At 33.9% G+C, this 13736-nt stretch carries 14 protein-coding genes; 13 read left to right on the top strand and 1 reads right to left on the bottom strand.

From position 1 onward, the window contains the following. Window positions 1-311: 311 nt before the first annotated feature. Genes ACFQ0I_RS00810 through ACFQ0I_RS00785 form a run of 6 tightly spaced genes read left to right on the top strand, consistent with a single transcriptional unit; the run spans window position 312 to window position 4703 of the window. Complete coding sequence (locus tag ACFQ0I_RS00810) at window positions 312-1709, top strand: arginine decarboxylase (RefSeq protein ID WP_379938489.1); 1398 nt, start codon at window positions 312-314, stop codon at window positions 1707-1709. Then, window positions 1699-2634 (top strand): agmatinase, encoded by a 936-nt coding sequence (gene speB, locus ACFQ0I_RS00805; protein ID WP_379938487.1) that lies wholly within the window; start codon window positions 1699-1701, stop codon window positions 2632-2634. The genes ACFQ0I_RS00810 and speB overlap by 11 nt, the downstream gene beginning before the upstream one ends. Further along, window positions 2615-3601 carry a deoxyhypusine synthase family protein gene (locus tag ACFQ0I_RS00800; protein WP_379938485.1) on the top strand — a complete coding sequence of 329 codons (987 nt, stop codon included), beginning with the start codon at window positions 2615-2617 and terminating at the stop codon, window positions 3599-3601. The genes speB and ACFQ0I_RS00800 overlap by 20 nt, the downstream gene beginning before the upstream one ends. Window positions 3602-3618: 17 nt before the next feature. After that, a complete protein-coding gene (locus tag ACFQ0I_RS00795; protein WP_379938484.1) occupies window positions 3619-4026 on the top strand; it encodes a hypothetical protein in 408 nt (135 codons plus the stop codon). A gap of 21 nt (window positions 4027-4047) precedes the next feature. After that, window positions 4048-4278 (top strand): hypothetical protein, encoded by a 231-nt coding sequence (locus ACFQ0I_RS00790; RefSeq protein ID WP_379938482.1) that lies wholly within the window; start codon window positions 4048-4050, stop codon window positions 4276-4278. A gap of 11 nt (window positions 4279-4289) precedes the next feature. Next, window positions 4290-4703: a VOC family protein gene (locus ACFQ0I_RS00785; protein WP_379938480.1), complete on the top strand. Its 414-nt coding sequence runs from the start codon at window positions 4290-4292 to the stop codon at window positions 4701-4703. A gap of 8 nt (window positions 4704-4711) precedes the next feature. Here the strand turns inward: ACFQ0I_RS00785 and ACFQ0I_RS00780 are convergent, their stop codons facing one another. Then, window positions 4712-6139, bottom strand: coding sequence for a mannosyltransferase (locus ACFQ0I_RS00780; protein ID WP_379938478.1), 1428 nt, complete (start codon window positions 6137-6139; stop codon window positions 4712-4714). Between the two features lie 178 nt (window positions 6140-6317). On the opposite strand from ACFQ0I_RS00780, the gene mce reads away from it, so the two are divergent. From mce to ACFQ0I_RS00745, 7 genes are all read left to right on the top strand, one after another. After that, window positions 6318-6722 (top strand): methylmalonyl-CoA epimerase, encoded by a 405-nt coding sequence (gene mce, locus ACFQ0I_RS00775; protein WP_379938476.1) that lies wholly within the window; start codon window positions 6318-6320, stop codon window positions 6720-6722. Window positions 6723-6757: 35 nt separating this feature from the next. Further along, window positions 6758-8317, top strand: a complete 1560-nt coding sequence (locus ACFQ0I_RS00770) for an acyl-CoA carboxylase subunit beta (protein ID WP_379938474.1) — start codon at window positions 6758-6760, stop codon at window positions 8315-8317. Then, complete coding sequence (locus ACFQ0I_RS00765; protein WP_379938472.1) at window positions 8317-8679, top strand: OadG family protein; 363 nt, start codon at window positions 8317-8319, stop codon at window positions 8677-8679. The genes ACFQ0I_RS00770 and ACFQ0I_RS00765 overlap by 1 nt, the downstream gene beginning before the upstream one ends. Before the next feature lie 44 nt (window positions 8680-8723). Continuing rightward, entirely contained in the window at window positions 8724-9143 is a 420-nt protein-coding gene (locus ACFQ0I_RS00760) for a biotin/lipoyl-containing protein (RefSeq protein ID WP_379938471.1), read from the top strand. A 47-nt stretch (window positions 9144-9190) separates the two neighbouring features. Then, window positions 9191-10507 (top strand): sodium ion-translocating decarboxylase subunit beta, encoded by a 1317-nt coding sequence (locus tag ACFQ0I_RS00755; protein ID WP_379938469.1) that lies wholly within the window; start codon window positions 9191-9193, stop codon window positions 10505-10507. A 58-nt stretch (window positions 10508-10565) separates the two neighbouring features. Further along, window positions 10566-11855 carry an acetyl-CoA hydrolase/transferase family protein gene (locus ACFQ0I_RS00750; RefSeq protein WP_379939932.1) on the top strand — a complete coding sequence of 430 codons (1290 nt, stop codon included), beginning with the start codon at window positions 10566-10568 and terminating at the stop codon, window positions 11853-11855. A gap of 68 nt (window positions 11856-11923) precedes the next feature. Further along, a complete protein-coding gene (locus ACFQ0I_RS00745) occupies window positions 11924-13732 on the top strand; it encodes a methylmalonyl-CoA mutase family protein (RefSeq protein WP_379938467.1) in 1809 nt (602 codons plus the stop codon). The last annotated feature ends 4 nt before the right edge of the window (window positions 13733-13736 follow it).

The raw sequence follows: 13736 nt of genomic DNA, 5'->3' as shown, positions 1-13736 counted from the left end.
CAAATGAGTATAAAATTAAATTTTTTATATTTCATTTGTAAAGTAATTGAAGAACAAATTGAAACGTGTTTATATATTCGGATTTTTGAAAATTGAGAAGTTTTTTTCAATAATTGCTTGTAGAATAAGCAAACGAATTTTAAAACTTACTTCTCCTTATACTATTGCCGGTAGCCAGCATATATACGGCTTTGTTCCAACTACTCAAAGTCAAATTCGAATTTGATTAATAGGGAAGTATAATTTGCCTAGAAACGAATGTTTCTTAACTTTAAAAAAATTATTATTAAACTATTACATCCGTATAAAAAATGAATACTAAATACATTGATTTAATAAATCAATCATTTTACTTTCCACAAGAAGAATTTAAGCTAAACGAGAAAAACTTAGAGTTTCATGGAATAGACCTTATTGGCTTGGTTGAAGAATATGGCGCACCATTAAAATTTACATACTTACCACAAATATCAAACAATATAAACAGAGCAAAACGCTGGTTTGATACAGCTATAAAAAAGCATAAATACAAAGGGAAATACCATTATTGTTACTGTACTAAAAGTTCGCATTTTAAACATGTTTTAAACGAAGCTTTAAAAAATGATATTCATATAGAAACGTCTTCTGCTTTTGATATTGATATTGTTGAAAGCCTAAAAGCCGAAGGAAAGATAACCAACAAAACATATGTTATTAGTAATGGTTTTAAAAGAGACCAATACATATCTAACATAGCGAAGTTAATTAATAACGGACACAAAAACTGTATCCCGATTATTGATAACTACGAAGAAATAGATTTGCTTTCAAAAGAAATAAAGGGTAAATTTAACATTGGTATCCGTATTGCTTCAGAAGAAGAGCCAAAATTCGAGTTTTACACGTCTCGTTTAGGTATCGGATACAAAAATATTTTACCGTTTTATAGAAGTCAAATTAAGGAAAATAAAAAAGTGAAACTTAAAATGCTTCATTTTTTTATCAATACAGGTATTCGAGATAACGCCTATTATTGGAATGAGTTGGCAAAATGTTTAAAAGTGTATACCAGTTTAAAACGTATTTGCCCAAGCTTAGATAGTTTAAATATCGGTGGTGGGTTTCCAATAAAAAATTCGTTGGCCTTCGATTTCGATTACGAGTATATGGTTGATGAAATCCTGAATCAAATTCAACTGGTTTGTGAAGAAGAAGAAGTAGAAGTGCCAAACATTTTTACCGAATTTGGAAGTTTTACCGTAGGCGAAAGTGGTGGTGCTATTTACGAAGTGCTATACCAGAAACAACAAAACGATAGAGAAAAGTGGAATATGATAAATTCCTCTTTCATTACAACATTACCAGATACATGGGCTATAAATAAGCGCTTTGTAATGTTGCCAATAAATAGATGGAACGATTCTTACGAGAGAGTATTGCTAGGGGGATTAACTTGCGATAGCGACGATTATTATAATAGCGAACAGCACATGAATGCTATTTATTTGCCAAAATACAATAAGGAAAAGCCTTTGTATATTGGGTTCTTTAATATTGGTGCGTATCAAGAAACTATTGGCGGATTTGGCGGATTACAACACTGTTTAATTCCGTCGCCAAAACATATTTTAATCGATAGAGACGAGGATGGAAACATCACTACAGAATTATTTAGTGAACAACAAAAAAGTGAAGACTTACTTAAAATTTTAGGTTATGACAAATAACACGTATGCAGGAATTCCTGAAGAATTTGCAAAATTAGAACAAGCTAAAATAGTTTTAATTCCTGTGCCTTTTGAAGGGGAAGGTTCTGTAATAAAAGGAAGCGCAAAAGGTCCTGAGGCTTTTTTAAATGCTTCTAAAAATATGGAACTTTATGATATAGAAACCGAAACAGAGGTTTATCAGCAAGGTATTTATTTGGCAGAAACGCTCGAAGACGAATCTCCAAAAGAAATGGTAGAGGCGGTACACCAAGCAACAAAAAAATACATTAAAAAAAATAAATTTGTAACGGTATTTGGTGGCGAACATGCAACGTCTATAGGAACAATTCGTGCTTTTAACGAGATGTTTCCTAGCTTAACCGTATTGCATATCGGAGCTCATGCGAATTTACGTAAAAGCCATAATGGTTCTTCAATTAATAATGCTTGCGCACTTAGCGAAGCAAACCAAACAGCCAATTTAGTTCAGGTTGGAATTCGTTCCATGTCGGCCAACGAAAAAACGATTGCAGACATCGATAAAACCTATTTTGCTCATGAAATGGCCGTAGATGATACGTGGATGGATTCGGCAATAGACCAAATGACCGATAATGTTTTCATCAATTTTAGTTTAAATGCATTAGACATTTCAATTTTACCAAATACGGCGTCGCCATTACCAGGTGGTTTATTTTGGTACGAAACCTTAGAATTTTTAAAGCAGGTTTTTGCCGAAAAAAATGTTGTTGGCTTCGATATTGTAGAACTATGTCCAAGTGTAAAACAAAAAGCATCTGATTTTTTAGCTGCTAAATTGTATTATAAAATGTTAAGTTATAAATTTATGGATGAGGAAGTAGGCGACGATTACGATAACACTTACGATAACACAAAACAAAAGAATAACGCTTCAAAATTTAATGACGACGATGAGTACTAAAGGACCCATATCACAATTTATAGAAAAAAATTATTTACATTTCAATGCCGCCGCTTTAGTAGATGCTGCAAAAGGGTACGAAACTCATTTGTTAGAAAATGGTAAAATGATGGTAACTTTAGCGGGTGCCATGAGTACCGCAGAGTTAGGAAAATCGTTGGCAGAAATGATTCGTCAAGATAAAATTCATATTATTTCTTGCACAGGAGCAAACCTTGAAGAAGATATTATGAACTTGGTGGCGCACAATTCATACAAAAGAGTACCAAATTATAGAGATTTATCCCCACAAGAAGAGTGGGATTTATTAGAAAACCATTACAATCGTGTTACCGATACGTGTATTCCAGAAGAAGAAGCGTTTAGAAGGTTACAATCACATTTATTTCACATCTGGAATAAAGCCGATAAAGCTGGCGAGCGTTATTTTCCACACGAGTTTATGTATCAAATGATAAATTCTGGAGTTTTAGAACAATATTACGAGATCGACCCTAAAGACTCTTGGATGGTGGCAGCGGCAGAGAAAAACCTGCCAATAGTTGTTCCAGGGTGGGAAGATAGCACCATGGGTAATATTTTTGCATCCTACTGTATTAAAGGCGAATTAAAGGCTTCAACCACCAAAAGCGGTATCGAATACATGATGTGGTTAGCCGATTGGTATCCTAAAAATTCAGGCGGAAAAGGTGTAGGTTTCTTTCAAATTGGAGGAGGCATTGCTGGAGATTTTCCAATATGTGTGGTACCAATGCTTTACCAGGATATGGAAATGCATGATATTCCGTTTTGGAGTTATTTTTGCCAAATTAGCGACTCAACAACCAGTTATGGTTCGTACTCAGGCGCTGTGCCAAACGAAAAAATCACATGGGGTAAATTAGATATAGATACCCCAAAATATATAATTGAAAGTGATGCTACTATTGTAGCTCCATTAATTTTTGCATATTTGTTAGACCAATAAACCCAACCCAAATAAAAATGTTACGCAAAATTGTAGATTTCAAAAAATTAACAGAAGATATTTTAAACCTTCTTGTAGAAAAATTTCCAGATGGATATGATGAAACGGATATTATTTCGTTTAGAAATGCTCAAAATGAAATAATTGAAGCTGTAGAGGTAAGAACCGACGATACTATTTACTTAGTAAAAGTTGGAAAACGTCTTGTACAAGCTATGGAAGACTTTGGCGATGATGATTCAGATGGCGTAGATGATGAAACTTCTACTGTAGATTTTGAAGATGTAAAAGTTGAAGATGACGACGATATTGATGAAGAAGTTGTTAAAAAAGATGACACTGATGATGATGACGATGCAGATATGGATGATGAAGCAGATTCAGATTACGACGAAGATGAAGACGAAGACGAAGACCTTGATTAATTTATAGAAAAGTATTAAATAATGAGAACAGCTGTTTTTAAGTCTTACAAGAACGGTTATTTTACGTTTTGGTTTGAAAATGGAGAAGAGTTAGTATTTGAGGAAGTTCATCCAAGAGTATTAAAACAATTCGATTTAAAGAACGATAAAAGTTTAATCGATAAAAGTTTTAGAATAACTTTTGTTGAAGATTTTGAAGATGATGACGAAGATTTTGTAATTTACAGAGTTGAAAGTTTAAAACCTATTTAATCATAACTATTATGGGCGCATCATTTCATATGTCGTTGCCATGTTTAAATGTAAAAACTACCAAAAGTTTTTATGTAGATAATATTGGCGCTACCTTGGGGCGTAAAGACCAAAACTGGGTAGATATTAATTTATTTGGCAACCAATTAACCTTTATTAAGGCCGAAAAATTTAGTTTTAATAGTCCTAATTATGTTTTCGAAGGCAAAATATTGCCCTCATTTCATTTCGGTGTTATAGTCGAATCAAAAGAATGGGAGCAGATTTACGACAGACTTAAAGAACAAAAACTAGATTTGGTAACCCAAGCAACGTTTTTAAAAGATAAGGCTGGCGAACACATGTCTTTTTTTATTAAAGACCCAAACGATTATATGTTGGAATTCAAATCCTTTAAAAAGCAAGATGCGATTTTTGAAAAATAAAGAAAAAGCTATGAAATTATTTTCATAGCTTTTTTGTTTTTAAAAATATCCCACGCAAGCGCAGTGTAAACAATTAGGTATTCAATTGTAATGATCCATAAGTTTTCACTGTTACTGGAGTTTGAGTAGGCTATATAGCTTAATATTATGGCGAAACTCCAAACGAGCGGGAATTTATAATTGGTAAAAATAGATAGCATTAATAAGGTTGCCACGTACCAAGGATGCACCGTTGTTGCCGTAAAATAGTAAAAAGATAAGGCTAGTAGCATACTTGAAATTAGCGACAAAGTGGTTTTGTTGTTTTTAAATAGGGAAATTGCTAAAACAAATAAAAACACAACTATTGGTATTATTTTGCCAATAATAGCAATTTCGTTATAGCCTCTAAAAAGGTAGCCAATGGCCCGCGCTAAATAATATAAACTAGCATTGAACTCAAACTTTCCAAACCACAATCCCACCGATTGCGAGTAATTTGTTACAAATACCTCTGAATAAAAAGGCAAAAAAAGCAATAGGGTAAATAGGCCAATAATACTATAAAAAATAATAAGCTTTTTAAATCCGAATAAGCCAATTTTATGTGGGAATATTGCACGGATATTTGTGTTGTTTATAGAAGATTTGGCTGAAGAATTTCGGTTCAAGAACCATTGCAAAAACAGAGGTAAAAAAATTAAAGGGATTAATTTAACTGAAATTGAGAGTGCTAAAATTATAGCGGCGAATTGCCATTTTCCGCGTTGTAGCAAATATAAGCTCAAAACTAAAAAGAAAATCATGACGCCTTCAAAATGAAGATTGCCCGTTAATTCAATAATAATAAAAGGGTTTAAAATATACCACCATATATTACTTGTAGAGATATTAAGTTCGCCTAAAAGTTTTTTGCCAAAATAGAGTGTTCCAAAGTCTGCCGCAATAATGAGCAAGCGCATAACCACCACCGAACCCAAAATGCTTTTTCCAGCAAACAAGGCAGCCAAGGCAAAAAAGAATTGATTTAAAGGTGGGTAATTGGTAAAATGACTTGCGTTAAGTTCTCCCATGCCATTATACAATTCTTGAGCTTGAGAAACGGGGAATTTATTTATATTTATAAAAGATTCAACGGTAAACATGTAAGGGTTATATCCTTCTAAAATCATGCGACCATCCCAAATAAATCGGTAAAAATCTTGGGAGAGATTTGGAATTGAAAATAAAAAAACAGCTCTAAATATAAAGGCTAACCAGATTAAAAATGACGAGTGATTTTTTATAAGTCCAACCAGTTTATAAAATATAAAAAATAGTACAGAATACAGCGCTATTAGCTTAATATAATCGGTTCTAATAAGGTTGTAGGCAAATGCAAAATAGCAAAATAAACATGCCAACGCCCATAGCAAAGGCACTTTGTTTAATTTAAAAAAAGTAGGGTTTAAAAGCATAAATCAAATATAAGCTTATTTGCGTATTCGATTTGAAATGTCTTTAAATGTTACTAAATCGTTATAGTTTATAATATTCTTAATTATTATGGAAATACATGACTTCTGTCATAATTTAAAAAACAGTCTTCCTTTAATTTTGGCAATCATTACATTAAAACATATAAATATATAGATTATGAATATATCTCACATTGAACACATTGGAATAGCTGTAGAAAATTTAGAAGACGCCATTAAATATTATGAAGGTGTATTAGGAATGAAATGTTATTCTATTGAAGAGGTTGTTGATCAGAAGGTGAAAACAGCCTTTTTTTTGGTAGGTGACACAAAGATTGAATTATTAGAAAGCACGTCGCCAGATGGTCCTATTGGTAAATTTATCGAGAAAAAAGGCCAAGGGATACATCATATAGCTTTTGCAGTAGATAATGCTACAGATGCTTTAAAAACAGCTGAAGAAAGAGGCGTAACATTAATAGATAAAGTATCTAGAAAAGGTGCCGAAGGATTAAATATTGGATTTCTACATCCAAAATCAACCTTAGGGGTGCTTACAGAGTTTTGTTCTAAAAAATAAAAGAATAAACAGAAATCGTTAATAAACATATAGCCATGGCAAATCAAGACAAAATTAACGAACTCATCGAAAAAAGGGTAAAAGCTAAGTTAGGCGGGGGCGAAAAACGAATAAGTTCTCAGCATGCTAAAGGAAAGCTTACCGCTCGCGAAAGAATTGATATTCTTTTAGACGATGATAGCTTTGAAGAGTTTGATATGTTTGTAACGCACAGAACGAAATCTTTTGGCTTAGATAAGGAGATTTATTTGTCTGATGGCGTCGTTACAGGTCATGGTACTATTGACGGTAAAATTGTTTACGTATTTGCTCAAGATTTTACAGTTTTTGGAGGTTCGCTTTCTGAAACCTACGCGCTAAAAATTTGTAAAATCATGGATATGGCCATGAAAATTGGCGCGCCTGTTATCGGACTTAACGATAGTGGCGGTGCGCGTATTCAGGAAGGGGTTCGCTCACTTGCTGGGTATGCCGAAATTTTTCAAAGAAATATTATGGCATCGGGTGTAATTCCACAAATTTCATCCATTTTAGGTCCATGCGCCGGTGGTGCGGTGTATTCGCCAGCTTTAACGGATTTCACCATTATGACCGATCAAACCAGTTATATGTTTGTTACGGGTCCTAAAGTTGTAAAATCTGTTACCGGTGAAGTTGTAACGGCAGAACAGTTAGGAGGTGCAAATATTCATTCTACTAAATCGGGCGTATCACATTTTTTGGCAGAAAACGACGAAGAAAATCTTTTGCTCATTAGAAAACTTTTAAGCTACCTACCATCAAATAATCTTGAAGATCCACCAATTAAAACAACGTCAGATCCTATAGATCGATTAGACGATGTTTTAAATAATATTATCCCAGAAAACGCCAATCAAGCATATGACATTATTGATGTTATTGCAACCATAACAGATAATGGTGAGTTTTTAGAAGTTCACAGAAATTACGCCAGAAATATTGTTGTTGGTTTTGCCCGTTTTAACGGACGTTCTGTTGGTATCGTAGCGAATCAGCCAAAATATTATGCAGGTGTATTAGATTGCGAATCGTCTAGAAAAGCAGCTAGGTTTGTTCGTTTTTGCGATGCGTTTAATATTCCAATTGTAACATTGGTTGATGTTCCAGGATTCTTACCTGGCACTGGGCAAGAATACGGTGGTATTATTTTACACGGTGCAAAACTGTTGTTTGCTTATGGAGAGGCAACGGTACCAAAAGTAACCATCACCCTTAGAAAATCGTATGGTGGCGCACACGATGTAATGAGTTGTAAACAACTAAGAGGCGATTTAAATTATGCATGGCCAACCGCAGAAATTGCTGTAATGGGAGCAAAAGGCGCTGTAGAAGTGTTAGAAGGTTCTAACATTAGTAAAATTGAAGATGCAGACGAAAAACAACATTATATAGAAGAAAAGGAACATGAATATAATACCAAATTTGCGAATCCGTATGTGGCGGCTAAATATGGTTTTATAGACGACGTTATCGAACCAAGAAATACAAGGTTTAGAATTATTAGAGCATTAGAGTTACTGGCAAACAAGAAGGATGTAAATCCACCTAAGAAACACTCAAATATTCCGTTATAATGCTACATTTATTTTTATCAACAGATACAATTACCGAAGGGTATATCATTTTAATAACAGGGCTTGTTATCGTTTTTAGTGGGTTGTTGCTGTTAACCTTATTTTTTAAATATGGGTTGCCAAATATGCTTTTTATTTATAAAATAATAACGAAAGGACCGGATAAAAAAATCGAAGAAATATCGCCTAAGGCAAGCGAAAAATTTACAGGAGAAATTGCGGCTGCGATTTCGGTAGCCATTCATTTATACCTGAACACACAGCACGATAACGAAAATGCGGTGTTAACCATTAAGCAAGCGAGAAAATTATATTCGCCATGGAGTTCTAAAATTTATAGCGCGTATCGAAACAGACTATAACTGTTGTATTATCAAATTAATCGTTTCAAGAAACACACAAGAAGATGAAAAATTTCACATTCAAAATAAACGAAAATAATTACGGAGTTAAAATTGTTTCTCACGAAGATAATGTGATAGAATTAGAAGTAAACGGAACTTCGTATTCAGTTAAAATGAAGGAAGAAGTGAAGACTATAAAAACACCTACGCTTGTTCGTAAGCCATCTATTAAATCTATCGAACCTATAAATGTAAAATCGACTGCTTCTGTTGAAAAAATAATAGCACCTATACCAGGAGTTATAATGTCTATTCATGTGAAAGTTGGCGATACGATTAAAGTTGGCGATGTGGTATTAGTGCTAGAAGCCATGAAAATGGAGAATAGTATAACTTCAGAAAAATCGGGGGTTGTTTCGGCTATTCATGTGGCGGTAGGACAGCAAGTATTACAAAGTGAAGTAATGATAGAACTAGAATAAAAATACAAAGTCATGATAATTTGTATTATGACGGCAAATTGAAAAAAATGAAGAAACTTATACTAATATTCGGAGTTCTATCGCTTTTAGTTTTTGCGAGACCTGTTTTAGGGTTAAATGCACAATCTGATAAGACTGCAACTACGGCGGTAGAGCAAGTAGACGAGACCTCTGCCGAAAGTTTTGTTTCTGAAGCTTTTAACGGAATTAAGCAATTCTACAGTTTTACAGGTTTTGCAAATGCAAAAGGGGGCAACCTCATTATGATTTTTATCGGAATTGTATTTATATATCTGGGTATTAAATTTGATTACGAACCCTTGCTGTTAATTCCTATTGGTACAGGTGTTATTATTGGTAATATACCCTTTGTTGCGGGATATCAAACAGGTATTTACGAAACAGGATCGGTGTTAAATTATCTCTATTTTGGAGTTGTTAAAGGGGTGTATCCACCACTTATTTTCTTGGGTATTGGTGCGATGACTGATTTTTCGTCGCTGATTGCAAATCCTAAGTTAATGCTTTTAGGAGCAGCGGCACAAATTGGTGTTTTCGGAACATTTTTAGGGGCGCTATATTTAGGATTTAACCTTCCAGAAGCTGGCGCCATAGGAATTATAGGTGGTGCCGATGGGCCAACAGCGATTTTCTTATCGTCTAAATTAGCTAATGGTGTTAATATATTACCAGACGGCACAACAGTTAAAAATTTAATAGGTCCAATTGCTATTGCAGCATATTCCTATATGGCATTAGTGCCCGTAATTCAACCGCCAATTATGAAGTTGCTGACTTCAAAAAAAGAGCGTTTAATACGAATGAAACCACCAAGAGCGGTTACTCAAAAAGAAAAAATGATTTTTCCAGTGGTAGCATTATTGCTTACAACATTTATATCACCGAGTGCATTACCGTTATTAGGGATGTTGTTCTTCGGTAATTTATTAAAGGAATCTGGTAGAACCGAACGATTAGCCGATACAGCGCGCACGAAATTAATAGACATTGTAACTATTTTACTTGGCGTAACCGTAGGCGCTTCAACCCAAGCCGATATTTTTATTACCAAAGATTCATTAATGATTTTTGGTTTAGGAGCCATATCGTTTATTATAGCAACCATGGGAGGATTAATGTTTGCCAAACTTATGAATCTGTTTCTAAAAGGAGACGATAAATTAAATCCACTTATTGGGGCAGCAGGGGTTTCTGCAGTTCCAGATAGCGCCAGAGTGGTGCACGCCGAGGGTATTAAAGCCGACCCTCATAACTATTTATTAATGCACGCTATGGCACCAAATGTTGCCGGAGTTATTGGCTCTGCAATTGCGGCGGGTATTATACTAAGTTTTTTAGGATAAAATAATAAACACAAAAATAAATAAGACAAAAAACAATTATTAATTTAAACGAAAGATGATGAATTTACCAAATAAGATGACAGCGGAAGATGCTGTGAAGTTGATAAAATCGGGTGATAGAGTGTTAATTCAAGGAGGTTCTGCAACGCCACAGGCGCTTATTAAAGCGATGGTAGCAAGAGGACCTCAATTAAGAGGCGTAGAAATATGTCATTTACATACAGAAGGCGAATGTGGATATGTTGCTCCAGAATTAAGAGATAGTTTTCATACCAGTGCTTTCTTTATTGGAGGCAATGTGAGAAAAATGGTTGGTGATACTGTAGATTATATTCCAATTTTTTTAAGTGATATTCCAAGTTTATTCCGTCAAGGATATATGAATTTAGATGTTGTTTTAGTGAATGTGTCTCCACCAGACCAACACGGATTCTGTTCTTTAGGTGTTTCAGTAGATATTGTATTAGCTGGAATTGAGCACGGTAAAACTGTTATTGCTCAAATTAACCCAAGAATGCCACGAACTTTTGGAGATGCTCAGGTTCATTTAAGAAACTTTTCTGCGTGTGTAGAAGTGGTTGAGGAAATTTATGAAATGAAATTTGTGCAACCAACTGAAGAAGAACAAGCTATAGGTAAAAATATCGCTGCAATTATTGATGATGGTGCTACACTTCAAATGGGTATTGGCGGTATTCCTAATGCCGTTTTAAGATATTTAACAAATCATAAAAACTTAGGGGTTCATACAGAAATGTTCTCTGAAGGTTTAGTAGATTTAGTTGAAAAAGGTGTGGTTAACGGTTCTAAAAAGAAAACAAATCCATATAAAATTGTATCAGGATTTGCAATGGGTACCAGAAGATTATATGATTTTATGGATAACAATCCAGAAATTGAAATGAGAGACATCGCCTATGTAAACGATACGTCTATTATCCGTCAAAATCCAAAAGCTACAGCAATTAACTCTGCTATAGAAATAGATATTACAGGTCAGGTTTGTGCCGATTCAATTGGTCCAAGAATGTTCTCTGGTGTTGGTGGACAAATGGACTTTATGCGTGGTGCTGCTTTATCTAAAGGCGGAAAACCAATCATTGCAATTTCTTCACAAACATTAAAAGGAGTTTCTAAAATTACACCTATGTTAAAACAAGGCGCTGGTGTGGTAACAACACGTGCACATGCTCGATTTGTTGCAACTGAGTATGGTGTAGCAGAATTATTCGGAAGAAACTTAAAACAACGTGCCATTGCTTTAAGAGACATTGCACATCCAAATCATAGAGAAGAATTAGATAAAGCTATTTTTGAGCGTTTTGGAAGTAGTTTAGCAGTAAAATAATTTTATTTGATTGCTGGTAATTATTTAAATTACCAGCAATTAATTATATCTTAATTAATATAAAAATTATGAGCATTACAAAAAAATCACTTTTTTCTGAGTTCAGCCCTGTTTCTAAACAGGAGTGGATAGAAAAAGTAACCGTTGATTTAAAAGGTGCCGATTTCGACAAAACTTTAGTTTGGAAGAACTTAAGCGACATCAGCATTCAACCTTTTTACAACACAGAAGACAACATTACACAATTAAAAAATACGGGAGAAAATTCTCAGTCGTTGGTTAACTATCGTTTAATTGATGCTTGTTGTAATGAAAGCGGAAATAAATTAGCTTTAAAAGCTATTGAAGAAGGCATGAATGGTTTAATTTTTAAAATTTGTGATAACTGTAAAGCTGCAGATCTTTTACAAGGTTTAAACTTAAACGAAATTACCGTATCATTTATTTTAGGAAATAATGCTGTTGAATTTGCAAAAGACTTCTTTTCTTATGCAAGTAAAAATGGTGTAAAAACAGAAAACTTAAAGGGTTATTTTAATACGTCTTTAATTTCAAATTATGTAACCACAGGAACTGTTGAAGCTGCTGCTTTTGATGCGGTTGCTGAATTAGTTAAATTAGCCGATACGTATCCAAATTATAAAGCCATCACTATTTCTGGAACCGAATATTTAGATTCTGGTGCAAACCAAGTTCAAGAAATAGCCTATACTTTAAATTCATTAGTATATGTTATTGATGAATTAACAAAAAGAGGTATTGAAGTGCCATCTATTTTTAACAATTTAAACTTCAATTTAGCTATTGGTTTAGAATATTTTGTTGAAATAGGAAAGTTTAGAGCATTCAATAACTTGCTTTGCGAAGTTGCTAACAAATATGGCGTTGCAGATTTTTCGAACACAGTAACTGCAAAAACTTCTATTTGGAGTAAATCTGTTACCGATGCCGAAACCAATATTTTACGTTGTACAACAGAAGCCATGTCTGCCATATTAGGAAATGTAGATGGCATTTTAATTGATGCTTATGATAAAGAATTTAAAGATTCTTCAGATTTTTCAAGCAGAATTGCAGGAAACATTACCACTATTTTAAAAGAAGAGTCTTATTTTGGTGAAGTTTCAAATCCAGTTGATGGGTCTTATTATATAGAAGAAGTTTCAACTAAAATTGCTGAAAAAGCTTTAGAATTATTTAAATCTATAGAATCAAACGGTGGTTTTGCTGTAGCTTTTGAAAACGAAACCATTCAACAACAAATTGCTGAAATTCGTTTACAAAAATTAAAACTAATCAGCCAAAGAAGATTACCATTGGTAGGTGTTAATAAATACCCTAACTTAATGGAAACGGTAAAAGCTGAAGTGCTTTCTAACGGAGACGATGCCGCAAGTACCAAAGTACTTAAACCAAGAAGAGCTTCTTTAGAAATTGAAGCTATTAGAAAAACTACCGAAGAATTGGTAGCTAAAACAGGTGTGAGACCAATAGTGGAATTAGCTAGTTTTGGAAACTTAACAATGCGTAAAGCAAGAGCTGCTTTTGCGTATGATTTTATTGGTGTAAGCGGATTTAATGTACAACAAGAAAAAAGTTTTGCATCAGCTTTAGAAGCTGCTGAGTCAAGTGCAAAATCAAATTCTAATGTTGTTGTTATTTGTAGTTCAGACCAAGATTACGATGAAAATGCCGTTGCTTTTGTAAAAGCATTTAGAGCATTAAATACAGATAAAGTATTATTATTAGCGGGTGCTCCTGCAAATATGAATGAATTAACTGAAGCTGGTTTAGACGGTTGTGTAAATTTGAGATCAGATGTAATTGCATCTATTTCAAGCATTCAGCAAAAAGTTCAAAAATCTATAAAAGCCTAAGGAT

This window comes from Mariniflexile aquimaris, assembly GCF_042676825.1.
Lineage (GTDB): Bacteria > Bacteroidota > Bacteroidia > Flavobacteriales > Flavobacteriaceae > Mariniflexile > Mariniflexile aquimaris.
The sequence above is the reverse complement of the archived record's forward strand: the minus strand, read 5'-3'. Positions and strand labels throughout refer to the sequence as shown.

Excerpts from the sequence above, each read along its gene's own strand:
- ACFQ0I_RS00810 (WP_379938489.1), top strand. The coding sequence starts at position 312 with ATGAATACTAAATACATTGATTTAATAAATCAATCATTTTACTTTCCA.
- speB (WP_379938487.1), top strand. The coding sequence starts at position 1,699 with ATGACAAATAACACGTATGCAGGAATTCCTGAAGAATTTGCAAAATTA.
- ACFQ0I_RS00800 (WP_379938485.1), top strand. The coding sequence starts at position 2,615 with ATGACGACGATGAGTACTAAAGGACCCATATCACAATTTATAGAAAAA.
- ACFQ0I_RS00795 (WP_379938484.1), top strand. The coding sequence starts at position 3,619 with ATGTTACGCAAAATTGTAGATTTCAAAAAATTAACAGAAGATATTTTA.
- ACFQ0I_RS00790 (WP_379938482.1), top strand. The coding sequence starts at position 4,048 with ATGAGAACAGCTGTTTTTAAGTCTTACAAGAACGGTTATTTTACGTTT.
- ACFQ0I_RS00785 (WP_379938480.1), top strand. The coding sequence starts at position 4,290 with ATGGGCGCATCATTTCATATGTCGTTGCCATGTTTAAATGTAAAAACT.
- ACFQ0I_RS00780 (WP_379938478.1), bottom strand. The coding sequence starts at position 6,139 with ATGCTTTTAAACCCTACTTTTTTTAAATTAAACAAAGTGCCTTTGCTA.
- mce (WP_379938476.1), top strand. The coding sequence starts at position 6,318 with ATGAATATATCTCACATTGAACACATTGGAATAGCTGTAGAAAATTTA.
- ACFQ0I_RS00770 (WP_379938474.1), top strand. The coding sequence starts at position 6,758 with ATGGCAAATCAAGACAAAATTAACGAACTCATCGAAAAAAGGGTAAAA.
- ACFQ0I_RS00765 (WP_379938472.1), top strand. The coding sequence starts at position 8,317 with ATGCTACATTTATTTTTATCAACAGATACAATTACCGAAGGGTATATC.
- ACFQ0I_RS00760 (WP_379938471.1), top strand. The coding sequence starts at position 8,724 with ATGAAAAATTTCACATTCAAAATAAACGAAAATAATTACGGAGTTAAA.
- ACFQ0I_RS00755 (WP_379938469.1), top strand. The coding sequence starts at position 9,191 with ATGAAGAAACTTATACTAATATTCGGAGTTCTATCGCTTTTAGTTTTT.
- ACFQ0I_RS00750 (WP_379939932.1), top strand. The coding sequence starts at position 10,566 with ATGAATTTACCAAATAAGATGACAGCGGAAGATGCTGTGAAGTTGATA.
- ACFQ0I_RS00745 (WP_379938467.1), top strand. The coding sequence starts at position 11,924 with ATGAGCATTACAAAAAAATCACTTTTTTCTGAGTTCAGCCCTGTTTCT.